We start from the raw sequence: 18,798 nt of genomic DNA on the forward strand, positions 1-18,798 counted from the left end.
TTTCTTAGTGTTTTCGTTTTGCTTGATACGCTTTTGAATAGCGATCGGCAGCGATGATCGCATCAGCGACTTCGTCCGCCGTGACGTTGAATCCGCTGTGGATCGTCTCACCTTCAGCAGTTGCTGCCTCTCCGACTTTGACGATATCTTCACGTGACGCATCTTTTAGCTTGACGTCCTCGAGTGTCACCGGTAAACCAAGATCCGTGTAAAGCGCGATATAGCGCTCGATTTCTTCTTGTGGATGTTCTTCGAGCGCCAACTGGACAAGTGTACCAAAGGCGACCTTTTCTCCATGCGTCAGGTGGTGAATCTCACCGTCAAGTGCCGTAAAGCCATTATGAATCGCATGCGCCGCTGCTAGTCCCCCACTTTCAAAGCCGAGCCCACTTAAGAGGGTATTCGCTTCGACGACGGCTTCGAGTGCTGGTGTGACGACTTGTGCCTGAACGGATTCATACGCCAGACGCCCGTGCTCGAACAAGACTTCCTCACAACGTTTGGCAATCGCTTGTGCCGCAATTGTCGGTCGTCCTCCCGCCATCGTCTGTCCACCAAAGGCGACGACACTTCGAACTTCGACCCACGTCGCGAGAGCATCGGCAATTCCGGACGCGAAGAAACGTGCTGGCGCTTGGGCAATCAGTTTCGTATCAACGAGAACAAGATCGGGATTCTTCTTATAGAAACGATAGCTTTCGAAAATCCCTTCGTCGGAATAGATGACGGACAGAGCACTCGTCGGTGCATCGGTCGAAGCAAGGGTCGGTACGATGACGACGGACACGTTCAGCTCATCCGAGACGGCTTTTGCTGTGTCGAGCGTCTTTCCACCACCAACTCCCATGACGAAACGAACATCCGCTGCTTTTGCTTGCTCAGCGATTCGTTTTACTTCATGCCGTGAGGCTTCACCACTAAAGTCTGCCTTCTCGATACTGACGTTTTCGCCGGACAGCGAATGCTCGACACGTTCTTTTACGATTTTCCAGACGACATCGTCCGCGATGACGAGCGCTTTTTCACCGAACGGGCTCACATATGTACCGAGCCGGTCAATGACATCCTTTCCTTGGACATACTTCGAGGGACTAATGAAGACACGTTCTGACATGTTTCAACATCCTTTCTGTAAGGGACACGATGGTCAATGATATACAGTAGAGGAATTGCCGTTTCCGCTTATGCTTAAACCCACAATCGAGTGAACAAAAAAAGCGGACTTTGATCATACGATCAAAAATCCGCTTCCCTTTATACATGACAACTTAAGCCACACGTGACGACGATCGTGTCTCCGCTTTTTTCTTACCGACGATCGCTCCGATCACCCCACCGATGATAGCAGGAACGACCCAACCGAGACTGACAGAAGCAAACGGTAATACCGCATCAAACACTTTTGTGACGGCTGAGACGTTGATCTTTGCTGTCTTCAATCCATCAAACAAGCTGACGAGGAACGTCATCCATAGCGCCCCTTGATACACGGCTGGCTTCCCTTTAAAGAGTGGATGCAAGAACGTTAAGAAGATCAGACAGATCGCGAGTGGATAAAGCGTCATCAAGACTGGTTTAGAGACAGCGAGTAATTGATTCAGACCGATGTTCGCAACGAGTGCGCTGAAGACCGATAGACCAATCGTCCATTTGACGTATGAGATTTTTGGGACGAGTGCCGTGAAAAACGCGGCACATGCCGTGATCAAACCAACACTCGTCGTCATACAAGCGACTGTGATCATCAGACCAAGCAAAATCGCCCCATACTCACCGAAGTAATGATCCGACACAGCAGACAAAATCTCTGCGCCGTTCGCGAGCTGTCCGATCTCAGAGACACTTGACGCGCCCATGAAGGCAAGCGCCGTGTATGTGATTGCAAGCAAGGCTGCGGCAATCAACGAGGCTTTCGTACAAATCAGTAGCAACTGCCGCTTCGAAGTGACACCTTTTTCCTTGATCGCTGCGATGATGATGATACCGAAGACAAAGGCACCGAGCGCATCAAGTGTCATATATCCCTCTTGGAAACCATTAAAGAAAGCATTTGTTCGATATGTCTTCAAAGGATTCTGAAAACTTCCGATTGGATGCAGAACGGCAACGATGATCAAGAGACCGATGAACGTGATTTTAATCGGTGTCAGTACTTTCCCGACGACATCGACGATCTTTGTTGGGTTTAAGGACAATAGACAAGCAATCGTGTAAAACAAAATCGTGAAGATCAGTAACGGCAAATGGCTCGTCGATTCACTGAAGAACGGCTTGATTCCGATCTCATACGAGACCGTTCCGGCACGTGGAATTGCGAAGAATGGTCCAATCGCAAGATACAAGATGACCGAGAACCCGATTCCGAAAGCAGGATGAACACGTGACGCCATCGCTTGTAGATCGCGTTCCCCTGAAAACGCGAATGCGAGAATCGCAAGCAATGGTAGACCGACACCAGTGACAAGGAATCCGGCATTGGCAACCCAGACATGCTCCCCTGCGAGCTGTCCGAGCATCGGCGGAAAGATGAGATTTCCTGCCCCAAAGAACAAGGCGAAGAGCATCATGCCGATGACGATGATAAATGATGTTGGAACAGTTTTAGACATAATAAACCCCCACTGATAATTTCCGACTTCATCCGCTCCCTAAGCAGATGAAGTACTTCGTTCGAAAGGATAACATACGTTTAGGAGCTCGTGCTAGGAGTTTATCTGGAGAATATTCTGAAAATTTGACAGAAAGTTTGGTAGAGCTTTAAGTTAAAGAATCTGTCACGTCTTCGCGTCAAAGTATGAAACCGGATTCATAAGTTCATCTGACTTGATGAGAACAGCAAAAACATCAGACATAGGAAGTAATTCTCTCTACGCCTGATGCTTTCAACATTCCTTAGCTAACTTCATATGCTTTAATGATCGTCGCTACCCCTTGACCGCCACCGACACATAATGTCGCAAGACCATGCGTCTCACCCGTCCGTTCGAGCTCATGAATCAGCGTGACGAGAATCCGCGCACCACTCGCACCGATTGGATGACCGAGAGCAATCGCCCCGCCGTTGCGGTTGAGCTTCTCATGCGGGAACTGTAGCTCCGCATCGACCGCGAGAGATTGTGCCGCGAATGCTTCGTTCGCTTCGATGACATCGATCTCCTCAAGCGTCAAACCTGCTTTATTGAGTGCCTTTTGGACCGCTTGGACGGGACCGATTCCCATGATGCTCGGGTCGACACCGGACGTTCCGTTCGCGACGATCTCAACGAGTGGTGTCACGCCGAGTTCTTTCGCCTTCGCCTCTGACATGATGACGAGCGCCGCAGCCCCGTCATTGATGCCAGATGCATTGCCTGCCGTGACCGTTCCATCTTTCTTGAATGCAGGGCGCAAACGACTGAGTGTTTCAATAGATGTTCCCGCGCGCGGAAACTCATCCTGATCAAAACGAATCGGATCACCTTTTCGTTGTGGAATCAACACTGGTGTGATCTCCGAGACGAACCGTTCTTCCGCTAATGCCGTCTGCGCTTTTTGCTGACTCGTCGCGGCGAACTGATCCTGCGCTTCGCGGGAGAGTTCATAGGCGTCTGCTAAATTTTCTGCCGTGATCCCCATATGATAGTCATTGAACGCACACTCGAGACCATCCTGGATGATCGTATCGACGAGTGGTTGGTCACCCATCTTTAGTCCAGACCGTGCGCCCGCGAGGACGTAAGGTGCTTGACTCATGTTCTCCATCCCACCAGCAACGATGACATCGGCTTCGCCAGACTTGATCGCCTGATACGCAAGATGGACAGCAGAGAGACCGGATCCACAGACCTTATTGACGGTCATCGCGGGGCATGTCTCCGGTAAGCCGGCAGCGAGAGCTGCCTGCCGTGCTGGATTTTGACCAAGTCCTGCTGAGAGGACGTTGCCGAAAAAGACTTCATCGACGTGATTCCCAGCGACACCTACTTTTTCGAGTGCTGCGCGAATGACTGTCGCACCGAGTTCCGTTGCTTTGACGTCCTTCAAACTTCCATTGAAATTCCCGATCGCCGTGCGCGTCGCACTGACGATGACGACTGCTTCACTCATCTGCTCCATCTCCTTATTGAATCGTGTATCCACCATCAAGGACGTTCGCTTGTCCAGTGATGCCTTTTGCTTTGCGGCTCGCAAGGAACAATGCATAATCCGCGATCTCCTCGACAGCAAGCAGACGTTTTTGCGGAACGAGCGGATAGATGACTTCTTCAAGTACCTTCTCAAGCTCGACGTGTCGCGTTTTCGCTAAGTCTTCCATTTGATTACGAACGAGTGGTGTATCAACGTAACCCGGACAAATCGCGTTGACGGTGATCCCGTATTCCGCTCCTTCAAGGGCTGCGACCTTCGTTAGACCAAGCAATCCATGCTTCGCCGAGTTATATGCTGCTTTCCCAGCAAAACCGATCAAACCATTGATCGATGCCATGTTGAGAATACGTCCGTAACCTTGTTCCTTCATGATCGGAAAAGCATGTTTGATGGCCATGAACGGTGCCGTCAACATGATCTTAATCATCAATTCGAACTTCTCTGTCGGAAACTCTTCAATTGGTGAGACGTGTTGAAGACCCGCGTTGTTGATCAAGACGTCAAGTCGACCAAACTGTTCGACCGTCTGCTTCAAGACGGCTTCGACCTGTGCTTCATCAGTAACGTTGAGTGTCATGCCGACCGCCTCATGACCAGCTCCGCGAATCGCTGCCGCAGCTTCCTCTGCTGCTTCCGCGCGGACGTCCGTTACGATGACCTTCGCTCCTGCTGTTGCGAACGCCTTTGAGATTTCTAGACCAATTCCGCTTCCTGCACCTGTGACGAGTACGATATCTCCTTGAACCATCTGCTTCACTCCCCTACCGTCAAGCGCTCGAGTTCCGGACTGACCGTGAATCGTGCTTCCGTGACTTGTTTGACGTCTTCGACCGTATGACCATTCAGCGTCTCGATCAAGACCATCCCGTCCGGCGTGAAATCAAAGACGGCCCGGTCCGTAATCAGACGGTTGACGACGGCGCGTCCTGTCAACGGCAAGGTACACGACTGTTTGACTTTCGATTCGCCGTGTTTGTTGACATGCTCCATGATGATGACAACGCGTTTCGCTCCGTTGACGAGGTCCATCGCTCCGCCCATGCCCTTGACCATCTTGCCCGGAATCATCCAGTTCGCGAGATCACCGTTCTGATCGACTTCCATCCCACCGAGGATCGCGAGGTCGATGTGCCCACCGCGAATCATCGCGAACGATTCAGCACTGTCGAAGTAAGAAGCTCCGGATTGTGCCGTGACTGTCTCTTTGCCAGCATTGATCTCGTCCGCATCAACTTCATGATCAAGTGGATACGGTCCGATGCCAAGAAGTCCGTTTTCGGATTGCAGCATGACATGCATATCGTCCGGAATCGCATTGGCGATCAATGTCGGAATCCCGATTCCGAGGTTGATATACATCCCGTCTTCAACTTCCTGAAGCGCGCGTTCAATGATGATCTCTCGTGTCGTTTTCATATCGATCTCCTCCTCAAGCTTCCCGGACAGTCCGGCGTTCGATGCGTTTTTCATAATCCGTTCCAACAACGATGCGCTGGACGTAGACAGCAGGCGTGTGGATCTCGTTCGGATCGAGTTCGCCGACCTCGACGAGTTCTTCGACTTCGACGATCGTTACTTTTCCAGCTGTTGCGACGATCGGGTTAAAGTTTCGTGATGTCTTCCGGAAGACAAGATTCCCGAGACGATCTGCTTTCCATGCTTTGACAATCGCAAAATCGCCGACGATTCCTTCTTCGAGCAGATAGGTCTTCCCGTCGAACTCCTTTTGTTCCTTTCCTTCAGCAATCGGTGTCCCGACGCCTGTTGGTGTATAGAAACCAGGAATACCAGCACCACCGGCACGGATACGTTCCGCTAGCGTACCTTGGGGAACGAGATCGACTTCGATCTCGCCACTGAGGTACTGTTGTTCAAACGTCTTATTTTCCCCGACATACGACGAAATCATCTTCTTGATTTGTCGCGTCTGCAAGAGGAGACCAAGTCCAAAATCATCGACGCCACAATTGTTACTGACGACCGTCAAATCCTTGACGCCTTTCTCTTGTAACGCCGTAATAGATTTTTCCGGGATTCCGCAGAGTCCGAAGCCCCCTACGACTAGCGTCGCCCCGTCAAAGATGTCTGCTGTCGCTTCCGCGAATGATGCGTATACTTTCCCCTGTTTCATCTGATGATGCCCCCTTCTAAACTCTTAGTACAAACCAGTCAAGCTATACAATCCGATCATCAAGAAGACCGTCACTGTCTTGAGGATCGTAATCATGAAGATGTCTTTATACGACTGACGATGCGTTAGGCCCGTGACGGCAAGTAATGTGATGACGGCACCGTTATGCGGTAACGTATCCATTCCGCCGGACGCCATCGAGATGACGCGGTGCATGACTTCCGGTGGTATGCCACCCGATGTGATTGCCTGCGTATATTTATCCGACATCGCACTTAACGCGATCCCCATCCCGCCTGATGCGGAACCGGTGACACCGGCAAGCGTCGTCGTCGTGACGGCTCCGTTGACGAGCGGATTCGTGAATGTCTCCGAGATTCCGCTTGAGACGGACTTAAATCCTGGTAACGCCGCGATGACGCCACCGAAGCCATACTCAGCACCTGTATTCATGACCGCTAAGAGCGCACCACCGATACTGACGTTCAGACCAGCTTGGAAGTTCGTCTTGATCTTTCGGAAGTCATAGAGCATCGCTGCGAGAATTCCGATCAATAACGCCATTTGAACGGACCAGATCGCAAGAACAGCGGGTGTCTCGATCTTTCCGAATGCTTCTAGACCGATTGCTGAAAAATCGAATCCTTCTGGATACCATTTCGGAATCGAGAGTGTAAAGACTTTGTTCATTACGGCAACAAGGACGAGTGGGACAAAGGCAAGGACTTGGCGATAGACTGGTTGACGATCCGTCTCGAGCGTCATTTCTGGTTCGTTCTTTAACTCCATTTGCGGTGCAGTACTTGCCGCTGTCGCTTCGAATCCAGCGTACCCTTCACCCGCTTGATGCGCTTTTTTCTTGCGTGACTCGAGATACCACATGCCGACGACTAAGATGAACAAGCCACCGACTGAACCCATGATCGGCGCAGCATAGATATCTGTTTTGAAGAACGTCGTCGGAATGACGTTCTGAATCTGAGGTGTTCCTGGTAAGGCATCCATCGTGAACGTGAACGCACCAAGGGCAATCGTTCCCGGAATGAGTCGTTTCGGGATGTTTGCTTCGCGGAACAAGTTCGCAGCGAACGGATAGACAGCAAATACGACAACGAATAAGCTGACGCCGCTATATGTAAGAATGGCGCCGAGTAAGACGATGGCAAGGATAGCGCGTTTCGCACCAATCATACGAATGATTGTCTTTGCGATCGACTCCGCGATACCGGACATCTCAACGACTTTTCCGAAAATCGCTCCGAGGAGGAAGACCGGGAAGTATGCTTTGATGAAGCCGACCATCTTTTCCATGAAGATATTCGAGAAGAATGGTAACACCCAGTCAGGGTTCGTCAGTAAGACGGCGAACAAGGCACAGATTGGTGCAAATAGGATGACCGAAAAACCACGATAGGCAACGAACATCAATAAAGATAAGGCAAGAAGAATGATGACGAGTTCCATGAGTAAGATCTCCTTCAAATTTAGTAAGCGCTTTCATACCGCTTCTTCATCATTTAACAATGCAGTGTCGAGGAGGTCAATCAAATTCCCTAAAACCATAAGTACAGCTTATAGAAATCATAATTTCACATTATAGACACAATTGATGGGAATAGTTTATTTTTTCGATAAACAGGAGTTAGTCCGTTTATGGCGTATATTTCTTAAATAACGTACTTTTTTCGAAAGGATGGACGATTCATGAAAAGCATCCTTTTTGACGTCTTACATAACGTGACGCTATTAATGGCTGGTTTTTATCTACTTGGAAAATTATCACCGCTTCCGATCACGCGAGAATCTCCACGTCTCACCCGCGTACTGTATGGTCTTGCCCTGAGCATGATCTCCTTACTGCTCATGCAGATGACAATCGAAGCAGCCCCCGGCGTCATGATTGATTTGCGCCATGTTCCGGTCATTGTCGCCGCCTACTTTGGAGGCGTTATTCCAACAACGATCGTGACGGTCGCGATCATTGTTTATCGCTTTAGTCTGGGAACAAACTTGGCTGCATTCACTGCATTTGGTTTCATCGTCGCTGTCGCCCTCGGAACGAGTCTGATTGTTCGTGAAATGCCGCCTTACGCAAAACGGACCTTTACACTCGTGACGCTCTATGCGACGGCTTTGCACGCCCTTGTCTTATGGATCGTCTTACCGAAACAAATCCTCTTACTCGAGGTCATGTCGGTCGTCATTCCCGCTTCTTTCGTTAGCAGTTGGCTCGCCCTTTTGATCATTCGTGATATCCGCCTGACGAAACAGTCGTTACGGGTGCTTCGGCAGAAAGCACAACTCGACTTTTTGATGGGATTGAATAATTCACGTGCTTTTAACGAATACTTCACGGATCTCAAACAACGATTGATCTTGAACAAACAGTCCATCGTGTTGTTGACGATCGATATTGATCATTTTAAACAGATCAACGATACGTATGGACATGAAGCGGGTGACGAAGTGCTACGTCAGTTTGCCAGCCGACTGCGTGATGGCGTCGCAGAGAGCGGGTATTTATCTCGTAACGGCGGTGAAGAGTTCTCCGTCTTGTTTGAAGGCGTTCCGCTCGCTGAAGTGATTCCTTTAGCAGAGCAATTACGTGAACGTATCGCCTGCAGCCCGTTCCGACTAGCGACGACCGATCTGCCACTTACAGCATCATTTGGTTTAGCCGCGTATGATGAGACGACATCTCAAATCGACCATCTCTTACCGGATGCGGATGCCGCGCTTTATCAAGCAAAACAACAAGGACGGAACCAAGTCGTCCTGTTTTCTCCTAATGCAGAATCTGCCGTCAGCTTCCAAGAATAACGATGGACGTCACCTCTAAAATCCGCTACCTTTAAAGTAGAGGCAGGTGATTGATATGAAGTTAACAAAAGGTCCTTATATACTGATCGGTCTTCTCTTAGGACTCGTGTTCGGATTCATTGGTGACAACTTCTATTTGTATGTATCAGCAGGTATTCTCGTCGGAGCACTGCTTGAATTGTATGTTGCATACGAACAACGCAAAAAAAATAAAAAATCATGATGGAGGTACCAGCATGACATTCAGTGATCTATTCCTTTCAACGCTCTCGTATATCGGTGTCGCGACCGTACTCCTTGCCATCGGTGTTGTCCTGTTCGAGGTGACGACGAAATCGAAGGAACTCGAACTCATCCGTAACGGGAAGAAAGCGGCCGTCTACGCCTTCGGTGGACGTATTCTTGGTCTCGCCATCGTCCTCTATTCGAGTATTTCGAACTCTGTCAGCATTCTCGATATGGTGTTGTGGGGTGCACTTGCGATCGTTTTACAAATCGTTTTATTCTATCTCGCGGATTTACTAATCCCACGTTTGAGCATGACGAAAGAGATTGATGCGAACAACGAAGCAGTCGGCTTGCTGCTCCTCTTCTTATCGATTTCGATCGGTTTGATCATTGCTGGGTCGCTTACATATTAAAACGCATGAAAACAGCCCTGGATCATTATATCTAGGGCTGTTTAGATTGTATATCATTTAATCCATATTATAGATTCTAGCTTTATAAGGTCGTAATCTAACTGTGTCATTCGAAACGTTCAAATTTATCCATCCTAAACCCCATCAATATTAATTCCAAACTGAAGTGATTTCTTTTTCAAACATGACGGCCTCTCCTTCTTGAGAACGATCGACCTCATCTTTTATATGATGTACAGGTGCGACGACCTCATTCCAAGCACTCTTCAGATAGTTTGCTTGATCGACGTTCATCGATTCCTTACGATGCATATTGCTTGCAACATATTCAAGCGCCTCAATATAAGTAGTATAGTTCTTCGCTACTTTTTGTAAGGATTTTGATTCTGGATCATTCGACTTGAATTGGAAAGATTTTTCGATGTGGTGCATCGTATCAATCTTCGACCTCAGTTCATTCATGGTCACATTCTTTGTAATGGAATCACCCGTCGAATAAGGTGCAAAGTTAGCCATATCTCGCATCGATCTATCGATGTAGTCTTTTCGATTGACTGAATTGACGGTCTTAGCATCCATCAACTTCTCATGCTCTTTATCTATATAAGGTGTTGTATAAGGGATATATCCTGCTTGATACGAATACAAGCTTCCCCCGATTAATACAATGACTGTCGAATAGAAATATAAATATCGTTTTTTCAAAATACGCTCTCCTTAATGCTATGGAATTTTATGTATCTTACATCCTTCTATTAAGATCTGTAAAAAATGTTCGGGAGCAGTAGACTCCTCATAACATCATTCCTTTCTTTCAAATTGCTAATTTTTCAATCCTTCATCGACTTTTGATCCACGATAAGAAATTTAGAAACTATTACAAAAAGTGGATACGTTAATACAATGGTGATTAAAATGAAGCCTAAACCAGGGCTTGGCATGTCTCCCTCATTCGTGACTGGAATAATCCTACTTATGAGATATGTGAATAAAACAAAATAGACGAACCAGGAAAGACAGATGATTCGTTCAAATGACTTATGTAGAGTGGACTTGAAGGTGATCCGTCTAATTAAAAATGGAATACTGGTTAGAGTGATGCATCCGATCATGATATTCAGAGTCCAAAACATACTTGAAGACATATCAGTAAGTCTTATGATTCGATTGATATTTAGCATGAATTGTAATGGAACAAATAAAGCGATGGCATATAAAAAGCTAGCTATGTTGATGTTTAAAAAGGTTTTCATTCAATGAATCTCCTTTCGAAAACAATGTTTTTCCTTGAATCATGATTGATACAATCCACATCTTACCAGACCGCGCTTTAGGAAAAGAGATTTTGAGTGCTGTTTTTCACTTTTTTTAATATTTAAAGTAAGATAGTTCTCTTTTAAATCGCGGTCAAGACTCTTCCTTTGTACGTCTAATAAATGACTCCCTTCCAATGTGTCGTTCAATAAACTAGAATCCTTAGATGTCTATGGGATGAAAATGATATATTAATTAAAGACTGCATCTTATATCGTTGTACCTAAAGTGTTGTCAAACATTCAATTTTGTTAATTATCGATGAAATCTAACTAAGGGAGACAGTATGAACGAAATACTAATGTATACCAATCTTGCTATTGCAAGTCTTACGATCCTTATTTCCTTTACAAAAAAAGTAGAGCAACCAAATTTTCGAGTACTAGTAATTGGTGTCAATTTATCTATTGTTATAGTAAGTATCGTGCTTTTTATACTTAAAGATAGTGCCACATATAGCACGTTTGTAAAAACACTCTCGATTAGTATCTATATGATATTATTTGTAACCTATGACATCGCAACTAATCGACTTAGAAACATATTAATCTGGTCTTTCCTAGTATGTGCGACTGTACTCATCTCTGGGCTTTTATTAGAATAAAATAATAGCGTTAAAATGACCTGATGTAGCAATCAGGTCATTTTAACGCTATTGAGATGAATGTTTCGAGTAAGGAACGAATTCAATCTGCACAGTACATGATAAGCTTTTCAAACATCGTTGTAATGAATAGATACGTAAAATGATTTTACGGAGTAATCATCACCATAACGAAAAAACATACAACAGCCGCTAAAATAGCACCTGTTATCATTTTGAAAACAAATGCCCAGTAAGATAAGGATTGTCTGTTATACCGATCCAACTGCCGGATAGGTAAATTAAGTACGAGCAGAATAACTCCAAATGTTAAAATCATAAAAATATTTGTGTTGAGTTCATAGCGACCAATTAGCATTGTCGTGATAAACAGTATAAAACAAGCAATATAACACCGTATTAATAGTCCTTTATTCACATATCCACCTCACGGTTCAGCATGATTGTTTCCACTTTCATATTATTGGATTACTATTAATGACTCCTACAAATTTGCCTACAATCCATGAGAACACGGTTTATAACCCATTCTGAATGACGTACATGATAAGTGTGCCACAAATCATACCTACAATTGCTAATAGTACTTTTTTCATCATTTCTTACCCCCATCGATTTTTGTATTCTGTGCTGTAATGACTATTAATCTTTTAATGTTCTCTTTCGATAGATCATGAAGACTAAAGCACTAGATAATATACCAGCAATCAAAATAACGATTAGATTAATGGATAGCGAAGAGAAAGAGGCACCATTCTCAACCTTTTCAGCTAGCTCTAACAGTTGTAAGTTCGGCAAATAATCGACAATCGAAAGTAACGGATATTTATCAGAAACCTGCTGGAGTAACGTTCCGAATCCGAATAAAAACATGACAGGTAATACAGCGACAGAAGCTTCCATCACAGAGGAAGTCATCAATCCTAGAAGTGTCCCTAAGGCAAGGTAGAACAAGCAAGAGACGAGAAGTCCAATTATTATGATGAAAGGATGTGACGGAGCATAACCCGTAATGACGGCACTGATGACTATGGTGAAGAGTGTGATCAGTGCAGTCAATATACTTTTGCCACCTAGAATCTCTAGAGTGGAGGCAGGTGACAGCATCAAGCTTCGTAACGTGTTCTTCTCTTTCTCTTCTGCAATCAATGTGCATTGAACGAATGCTGCTACTGAAGAGAATGTCAAATTGATGACGGTGTAGTGAATTTCTAACGTCACTTCGCCAATATTCTTATAGACAATCGCCATCAAGATAGGTACTAGCAGTGTCGTACCAACAAATACGTTTCTTGACACGTCTTTTACATCCTTCTGAAAAATGGCCATTGTACGATTGATTGAAAAGATCATCTGAGGTCACTCCCTGTTACTTTTACGAACACATCCTCTAGAGTCGGTTCGTTAGAATGGATAGATACAACCTGATTAGTACGTAACATTTCATAGATATGACGAGCATCTTTCTCATTCGATTCGAAAACGTGTTCTAGGCCGTCTAATGATTCGAGTGTCAACGTCTGATCAGCAAAACGCTGTTTGATCGATTTTGGTGATCCCAACAACTGGATATGACCACGATTTAGGAAGGCGACACGATCGCAAAGGGTGTCCGCTTCTACCATATCGTGAGTCGTTAAGAAAATCGTCGCACCGTCTCGATTCATATCTTTAAGGGCAGAATAGATGGCTTGAGTGTTGACAGGATCTAATGCAGAAGTAGGTTCATCTAAGAATAAGATTTCGGGTTGATGTAAAAAAGTTCGAGCGAGCAGTACCCGTTGTTTCATCCCTTTCGAAAGTAAGGCAACTTTCTTATTCTGCTCATCACCTAAATTGACTAACTCCAGTGCACGATGAATACGGTTTTCAGAGACAGAAAAAATTTTGCAAAATAACTTTAAATTGTCTTTTACCGTCAAGCGATCGTAGAGACCACTATTGTCTGTCATGATACCTACTTTCTGAAAAGTGTTCTTTTGTTTGAGTTTTTCAGAGGGAATTCCAAGTAAACTGGTTGAACCCGTGGACGGTTTCATTTGACCAGTCAATATTTTGATCATGGTAGTTTTACCAGAGCCACTGGGACCAAGTAGCCCGAAAATTTCTTTTTGCTTGATATAGAAACTTAAATCGTCAAGAGCCGTCTTATCTGAAAAGTGTTTCGTCAATGATTCAATTTCGATTACCTTTTCCATAGTATAGTTCTCCTCTCGTTTTCTAACCTTAGAATAGTAGAGAGCGCTATACATCGCACTATTTTAACGATGAATGGAGTTAATAAGCTTATGAAAAGAGTAATTAGCTTGCTAGAAGATCGTCACTTAATGCCGAGCATTTCTTTAAGAATGTGTATTTTATTCTTAGATAAGGGCACTTCAGTACGATCGTCGAGAACCAGACTAAAACTGTTCCGTGTCCACGTGACAATCTCGCGTACTTTCTTCAGATTTACAAGATAGGAACGGTGACATCGGAAAAAATGCCGGTCCTGAAGAGTCGTTTCATACTCATTCATTGTATATAGACCGGGCAACATCGTATCCGCTACATGAATTTGAACATTTCCCGATGCGCTCTCGAAAAATTTGACCTCATCTATATCTAGTAAAATAAGATTACGTTCAAGTTTAGCAACAACCTTGTTCAGTTCGAGAGGCGAAAAGGGAGCGGATTTTTCAAGTCCATTGATCTCTTCATCATTTTCTGAGATTGCTTTCTCTTCTTCTTCCTCAATTTCTGTATTGATGCGTGTAAGCCCAACACTACTTAATACATAAGATTCTTCGGATAAAGTAATTGCACTCTCCGTACTTCCTGTAAGTATTAAGAGACATTTTTCTTCCTGTAGCAACAATTCGATAACTTTAAATAGAATGTTCTTGGTATATTGATCAATGTTTTGATCCGGCTCATCGAAAACGACCACCGGTGTATCTTGTAAAATAAGAATTGCGAGTTGCAGACGTTTCTTTTGAGAACGATCTAGTTTATTTGTTCTTTTCTTTGCTATCTCGATTAATTGTGTAACTTCGAGTGTGTCTGAAATCGCTTTTGAGCTGTTATACAATTTTTTATAAAAAGCAAGATGGTCTAAGATGGTTAATCTATCGTATGTATATGGATGCTCATAATAGAAACTGATTGACGAACGATATTGTACAGTATTTCCTGGGTGATGATTGTTTACATGAACATGTTTACTTGCACTGCGGATACGACCTTCAAGTATCTTTATGAGTAGCTGACGATGGGTAATATTAGAACTAATCGCCAATGACTTTCCTGGAGAAACAGAAAACGTGAGTTTTTCGAGTACTGTCGTTTTATCTTTCTGGTCTATGTAATTAAGTTCGTTAATAAATAAAGTCACGCTATTCCCCCCCTCTGGGATGAATTCCCCCTTGAAAATATACATCCACCTTATCATAAAAATTACATAATTTAGGATTATAAAATAGAGGATACTAGAACAATAACTAAATATAATGTGTTACAGCTATCTATGATTTATTACTGTAGACGTTAATAAAAACAGCTTAGGTCCGTTTAAATAACGAACTTAAGCCGTTTAAAGAATCCTTTAAATACTTTTTCAACTAACAGAAAAAAACACTTTCGCTGCTTTTACTATTTTTCAAGCTCTTCTAGCTCCACCCGCGAACGCGGGAACCCATTCGCTTGCCACTCAGCTCGATAGATGGAATCGAGTTTCGTCAATCCGACCTCATCCGGGTCCTTCGTAGCATCCGGACTCGGATCCTGATCGAGATGCGCTAAATATTCACGTAGTGCATCTGTTTGTGTGCCCTGTTCCCGCTTCCTTAACAAAAGTAGACTCGTTCCGGCAATGATGCCAGCTCCAAATAAATACCGTTTTTTCAAGCCCATACGGTTTCCTTCTTTCTTTTCTTAAACCAACCCACCACCGTCACGCAGGCGAGGATGCGCGATGCGTTTGACCTTTCCCTCTTCGACCGTCAGGACATGATCGGGTTGTCGCTCGAAGTAACCGGTCTCAAGCACTCCAGACCAGCTCTTCACTTCTTTTGCGAATAATCGAACGTCCGAAATGGCTGATACATCAACGTCAAGAATCACGTGACCTCCATCTGTAACGAAGGGACGATCATCTTTCACGCGTAGTGTTGCTGATACATGCTTATCACGTAGACGTTGCCGCACGTAAGGTAAGGCAAACGAATCCAGTTCGACAGGTAACGGTCCACTTAAATGATGGACGAACTTCGAGGAATCGGTCAGATAGAGCAATTCGCGACTCATCAGAGCGACAATTTTTTCACGAAATAGTGCACCGCCACCGCCTTTAATGGTTTGAAACTGACCATCGATTTGATCAATTCCGTCAACTGTCACATCGATTTCCATTCCCTCTTCCAGATCAATCAATGGGATTTGTAACTGATCAGCGAGCTTTACCGTCGCAAGCGACGTCGCCACGCCACGAATCTGTAATCCAGCCTGTACGAGTGGACCAAGCGCCTTGATAAACCGTTCCGTCGTCGAACCCGTCCCAAGACCCACTATCATTCCATCCTTGACGTAAGTTAGTGCTGCCTCAGCGACTAATTGTTTCTCCTGTTCATACATCCGCATCCCTCCCTACTTTTCTGTTCCCGTTTCGATTCGTCTTCAATCGACGGAGAGAGAGGATTCCGTTAACGACAGATACTGCTCAATCGCCTGGACGAGCGGTTGCTGAGCTTCGACCCAAAACGCGATAGATGTTGGATCGGCGTCGAGGTGACGTTTAACGATTTCATCGATCGTCGCTTGACCGGAATCGTGCATGACGGCATCAAAAACTGTCGAAAATTGACTCGGATCCGCTTGAACCGTCTGATAAAGACTATTGCTAAGCAGATAACCGATCGTATACGGAATGTTGTAGAACGCAAGGTTCGGATTAAACAGATGACTGATGTACATCCATTTGTAGCGCGCTGGTTCAGGCAGCACTGGACCATAGGCTAAGCGCTCTTCCTCTTGTAAGAGTTCACTCAACCTTTCAGCATTGATCGTACCATGCTGACGTTCCGCATAAAAACGTTGCTCGAAACGGAACATTCCGGGAACGATGCTGGCATATTTCAGCCCCTCTCGAATCTTGACCTCTAGAAGAGCAAGTACTTCCTCGCGCTCCGTCGTCTCTTTGATCGCAGCATCGAGGACGAGATTCTCCATGAATGTTGAAGCCGTCTCCGCGATACTCGTTCCTTTGACTTGGTTTAAATACGGTTCATCTTGCAGAACATAATTATGATAGGCATGACCGAATTCATGAGCAAGTGTCGCGACGTCTGGATAACTGTCACGGTACGTCATGAAAATCCGGCTCTCTTTTGCAATCGGAAAGGCAGCGCAGAATCCGCCTTCCGCTTTTCCGGGACGATTCTCCGCATCGACCCATCCCTCGTTAAACACGTTTTCAGCAAAAGCACCGAGCTTTGGATTCAACTGTTTGAATTGTTTGCTTACGATTGCCTGTGCCGTCTCAAACGGAACATGCCGCGCGGAACGATACGTATTCGTCTCAAAATCATGCCATTCTCCCGTCACCTGCTCTGCCTGGGCAATCTTGCGGGCATAATAGGCGTGAAAGAGGTCTCGGTGCTGATCGAGTGCTTCGATCATCGCTTTTAAGCTCGCTTCTGAAATCCGGTTCTGCTCAAGCAACTCTGTCAATGGTTGCTCCCAGTTCCGCATCTTGTAGGATTGCAATCTGAAGCCGGAGATCCGGTTCAAGATCGTCGCAAACAAGTCAGCCTCTTTGGCACAAGCGGCGTCAACTGCAATTGCTGCCGCTAGACGAGCCGAACGATCAGGCGCGAACATCGCTTCATGCAATCCTTGACCGATCGTGACCTGCTTTCCGTTCAAGTCGACCCGTAACGCCATGAAGCGCTGATCGTAGAGTTGTCCCCAGCCCTGGAATCCATCCACACCGAGATCCTGTAACAATTGTTCTTGAATCAGTGGTGCACGACGGGACTGGATGTCACGGCGTTCGTTTAAGAAAAAGGCGTACGGTGAATCCGTAACGAGCGCTTCCCACTCTTCTTGAGACAGTGCTGCGATCTTTGTATCGAGTGCTGCCACTTCACTGCGTACCATCGCTTGGACGACTTCGATCTCTTCAAGCAATGGATGGACTTCAACACGCGTGACATCTTCAGCGTACAGGCAATAAATGAAGTCGCTCCATTCCTCGACGTCGCGCGCGACTTGCTGATAACGCTCGACCTGTTCTGCCACATCAATCGGCCGATTCGACAATGCTGTTTGTATGGAAGCGATGCCTGCTTTGACGTCATCAATCATATAGAGTGTTTCTAATTGCCATCGTGTGTGTTGCATGTGATTTCCCCCTCTTCGTGATCTTTCCGTTCTTTCATTCGTGAGGACACTCGACTTCTCCTGTATTTTCCATATAGATACAAAAAAACTCCTTCAGTCATTGACTAAAGGAGGACATCATCATAACACGAAGAAGTAGACACATAGGAAATGCGCTAGACTACCGAGTAGTACGAAGATGTGGAAGATTTCATGGAATCCGAGATGTTTAAACGATAAGACACGCGGCTTGAATCCATAGATGATGCCACCGATCGTATAGAAGATACCACCAAGGAACAATAGACCGATGCCGAGCGGTGATAAGACTTGCGCGAGTGGTGTGATCGCAAACACCATGATCCAGCCCATTCCGATGTAGAGCGTCGTCGATAACCAGCGTGGACTGTTGAACCAGACTAATTTGAAGGTAATTCCGGAAACAGCAATCAACATGACGATGCTAAACAAGACCCAACCCGTCGGACCATTCAGACTGACAAGACAAAACGGCGCGTAGGAACCGGCAATCAACAAATAAATCATCGAGTGATCCAATCGTCGCCAGATCGCAATCGCCCGGTCGCTCGCAAGGACCATATGATACGTTGCCGAAACAGCATAGAGTGCCATCATGCTGACCCCAAAAATAATCGCTGCGACGATGGCGAGTGATGCTCCGCGTTCTAACGATGCTTTAATGACGAGTGCGAGTAATCCGACAAAAGCAAAGACAGCCCCTCCCAAATGTGTTAATCCATTAATCGGTTCTCTCATATAAGCTTTCACTTTTGTTCCTCCCC

At 45.6% G+C, this 18,798-nt stretch carries 17 protein-coding genes and 2 pseudogenes; 3 read left to right on the top strand and 16 right to left on the bottom strand.

All coding sequences use genetic code 11. The annotated features are described in order from the left end of the window. Nucleotides 1-4: 4 nt before the first annotated feature. The 8 genes and pseudogenes from BW42_RS06275 to BW42_RS16690 all read right to left on the bottom strand — a co-directional run. Entirely contained in the window at nt 5-1,114 is a 1,110-nt protein-coding gene (locus BW42_RS06275) for a glycerol dehydrogenase (protein WP_035408583.1), read from the bottom strand. A 154-nt stretch (nt 1,115-1,268) separates the two neighbouring features. Then, nucleotides 1,269-2,609, bottom strand: a complete 1,341-nt coding sequence (brnQ, locus tag BW42_RS06280; RefSeq protein ID WP_035408585.1) for a branched-chain amino acid transport system II carrier protein — start codon at nt 2,607-2,609, stop codon at nt 1,269-1,271. A 283-nt stretch (nt 2,610-2,892) separates the two neighbouring features. Further along, entirely contained in the window at nt 2,893-4,086 is a 1,194-nt protein-coding gene (locus BW42_RS06285) for an acetyl-CoA C-acetyltransferase (RefSeq protein ID WP_035408587.1), read from the bottom strand. Between the two features lie 13 nt (nt 4,087-4,099). After that, nucleotides 4,100-4,876: a 3-hydroxybutyrate dehydrogenase gene (locus BW42_RS06290; RefSeq protein ID WP_035408589.1), complete on the bottom strand. Its 777-nt coding sequence runs from the start codon at nt 4,874-4,876 to the stop codon at nt 4,100-4,102. Nucleotides 4,877-4,881: 5 nt separating this feature from the next. Next, nucleotides 4,882-5,544 carry a 3-oxoacid CoA-transferase subunit B gene (locus BW42_RS06295; RefSeq protein WP_035408593.1) on the bottom strand — a complete coding sequence of 221 codons (663 nt, stop codon included), beginning with the start codon at nt 5,542-5,544 and terminating at the stop codon, nt 4,882-4,884. Nucleotides 5,545-5,557: 13 nt separating this feature from the next. Then, nucleotides 5,558-6,259 carry a CoA transferase subunit A gene (locus BW42_RS06300; RefSeq protein WP_029341303.1) on the bottom strand — a complete coding sequence of 234 codons (702 nt, stop codon included), beginning with the start codon at nt 6,257-6,259 and terminating at the stop codon, nt 5,558-5,560. Between the two features lie 24 nt (nt 6,260-6,283). Continuing rightward, a pseudogene (locus BW42_RS16685) lies at nt 6,284-6,991 on the bottom strand (GntP family permease); the annotation flags it as partial. An 86-nt stretch (nt 6,992-7,077) separates the two neighbouring features. Then, nucleotides 7,078-7,723 (bottom strand): annotated as a pseudogene (locus BW42_RS16690) (GntP family permease); the annotation flags it as partial. Between the two features lie 240 nt (nt 7,724-7,963). On the opposite strand from BW42_RS16690, the gene BW42_RS06310 reads away from it, so the two are divergent. The 3 genes from BW42_RS06310 to BW42_RS06315 are packed head-to-tail and all read left to right on the top strand — an operon-like array spanning nt 7,964 to nt 9,720. Continuing rightward, the gene (locus tag BW42_RS06310; RefSeq protein WP_052019057.1) at nt 7,964-9,079 is read left to right on the top strand and encodes a diguanylate cyclase; all 1,116 of its coding nucleotides are present in this window, start codon (nt 7,964-7,966) and stop codon (nt 9,077-9,079) included. A 55-nt stretch (nt 9,080-9,134) separates the two neighbouring features. Then, entirely contained in the window at nt 9,135-9,302 is a 168-nt protein-coding gene (locus BW42_RS16420; RefSeq protein WP_197026221.1) for a hypothetical protein, read from the top strand. A gap of 13 nt (nt 9,303-9,315) precedes the next feature. Further along, the gene (locus BW42_RS06315) at nt 9,316-9,720 is read left to right on the top strand and encodes a DUF350 domain-containing protein (protein WP_023467822.1); all 405 of its coding nucleotides are present in this window, start codon (nt 9,316-9,318) and stop codon (nt 9,718-9,720) included. Between the two features lie 150 nt (nt 9,721-9,870). Here the strand turns inward: BW42_RS06315 and BW42_RS06320 are convergent, their stop codons facing one another. From BW42_RS06320 to BW42_RS06365, 8 genes are all read right to left on the bottom strand, one after another. Next, nucleotides 9,871-10,425 (bottom strand): hypothetical protein, encoded by a 555-nt coding sequence (locus BW42_RS06320; RefSeq protein ID WP_035408597.1) that lies wholly within the window; start codon nt 10,423-10,425, stop codon nt 9,871-9,873. A gap of 1,855 nt (nt 10,426-12,280) precedes the next feature. Beyond that, on the bottom strand, nt 12,281-12,991 hold the full coding sequence (locus tag BW42_RS06335) for an ABC transporter permease (RefSeq protein WP_029341298.1): 711 nt from the start codon (nt 12,989-12,991) through the stop codon (nt 12,281-12,283). After that, nucleotides 12,988-13,836 carry an ABC transporter ATP-binding protein gene (locus BW42_RS06340; protein ID WP_035408605.1) on the bottom strand — a complete coding sequence of 283 codons (849 nt, stop codon included), beginning with the start codon at nt 13,834-13,836 and terminating at the stop codon, nt 12,988-12,990. Before BW42_RS06340 ends, BW42_RS06335 begins: the two co-directional genes overlap by 4 nt. 122 nt (nt 13,837-13,958) lie before the next feature. Beyond that, on the bottom strand, nt 13,959-15,011 hold the full coding sequence (locus BW42_RS06345) for a LytTR family transcriptional regulator DNA-binding domain-containing protein (RefSeq protein WP_162236126.1): 1,053 nt from the start codon (nt 15,009-15,011) through the stop codon (nt 13,959-13,961). 257 nt (nt 15,012-15,268) lie between these two features. Then, the gene (locus tag BW42_RS06350) at nt 15,269-15,529 is read right to left on the bottom strand and encodes a hypothetical protein (RefSeq protein WP_035408609.1); all 261 of its coding nucleotides are present in this window, start codon (nt 15,527-15,529) and stop codon (nt 15,269-15,271) included. Nucleotides 15,530-15,550: 21 nt separating this feature from the next. After that, a complete protein-coding gene (rpiA, locus tag BW42_RS06355) occupies nt 15,551-16,249 on the bottom strand; it encodes a ribose-5-phosphate isomerase RpiA (RefSeq protein WP_035408611.1) in 699 nt (232 codons plus the stop codon). Between the two features lie 42 nt (nt 16,250-16,291). Further along, nucleotides 16,292-18,016, bottom strand: coding sequence for a M3 family oligoendopeptidase (locus tag BW42_RS06360; RefSeq protein ID WP_052019058.1), 1,725 nt, complete (start codon nt 18,014-18,016; stop codon nt 16,292-16,294). 120 nt (nt 18,017-18,136) lie between these two features. Beyond that, complete coding sequence (locus tag BW42_RS06365) at nt 18,137-18,784, bottom strand: hemolysin III family protein (protein WP_035408614.1); 648 nt, start codon at nt 18,782-18,784, stop codon at nt 18,137-18,139. Nucleotides 18,785-18,798 lie beyond the last annotated feature (14 nt).

This window comes from Exiguobacterium sp. RIT341, assembly GCF_000632205.1.
GTDB lineage: Bacteria > Bacillota > Bacilli > Exiguobacteriales > Exiguobacteriaceae > Exiguobacterium_A.

What these genes read in the sequence shown, in the direction of transcription:
- BW42_RS06340 (WP_035408605.1), bottom strand. Translation starts at nt 13,836, where the DNA reads ATGGAAAAGGTAATCGAAATTGAATCATTGACGAAACACTTTTCAGAT.
- BW42_RS06275 (WP_035408583.1), bottom strand. Translation starts at nt 1,114, where the DNA reads ATGTCAGAACGTGTCTTCATTAGTCCCTCGAAGTATGTCCAAGGAAAG.
- BW42_RS06290 (WP_035408589.1), bottom strand. Translation starts at nt 4,876, where the DNA reads ATGGTTCAAGGAGATATCGTACTCGTCACAGGTGCAGGAAGCGGAATT.
- rpiA (WP_035408611.1), bottom strand. Translation starts at nt 16,249, where the DNA reads ATGTATGAACAGGAGAAACAATTAGTCGCTGAGGCAGCACTAACTTAC.
- BW42_RS06285 (WP_035408587.1), bottom strand. Translation starts at nt 4,086, where the DNA reads ATGAGTGAAGCAGTCGTCATCGTCAGTGCGACGCGCACGGCGATCGGG.
- BW42_RS16420 (WP_197026221.1), top strand. Translation starts at nt 9,135, where the DNA reads ATGAAGTTAACAAAAGGTCCTTATATACTGATCGGTCTTCTCTTAGGA.
- BW42_RS06315 (WP_023467822.1), top strand. Translation starts at nt 9,316, where the DNA reads ATGACATTCAGTGATCTATTCCTTTCAACGCTCTCGTATATCGGTGTC.
- BW42_RS06350 (WP_035408609.1), bottom strand. Translation starts at nt 15,529, where the DNA reads ATGGGCTTGAAAAAACGGTATTTATTTGGAGCTGGCATCATTGCCGGA.
- brnQ (WP_035408585.1), bottom strand. Translation starts at nt 2,609, where the DNA reads ATGTCTAAAACTGTTCCAACATCATTTATCATCGTCATCGGCATGATG.
- BW42_RS06335 (WP_029341298.1), bottom strand. Translation starts at nt 12,991, where the DNA reads ATGATCTTTTCAATCAATCGTACAATGGCCATTTTTCAGAAGGATGTA.
- BW42_RS06300 (WP_029341303.1), bottom strand. Translation starts at nt 6,259, where the DNA reads ATGAAACAGGGGAAAGTATACGCATCATTCGCGGAAGCGACAGCAGAC.
- BW42_RS06360 (WP_052019058.1), bottom strand. Translation starts at nt 18,016, where the DNA reads ATGCAACACACACGATGGCAATTAGAAACACTCTATATGATTGATGAC.
- BW42_RS06295 (WP_035408593.1), bottom strand. Translation starts at nt 5,544, where the DNA reads ATGAAAACGACACGAGAGATCATCATTGAACGCGCGCTTCAGGAAGTT.
- BW42_RS06310 (WP_052019057.1), top strand. Translation starts at nt 7,964, where the DNA reads ATGAAAAGCATCCTTTTTGACGTCTTACATAACGTGACGCTATTAATG.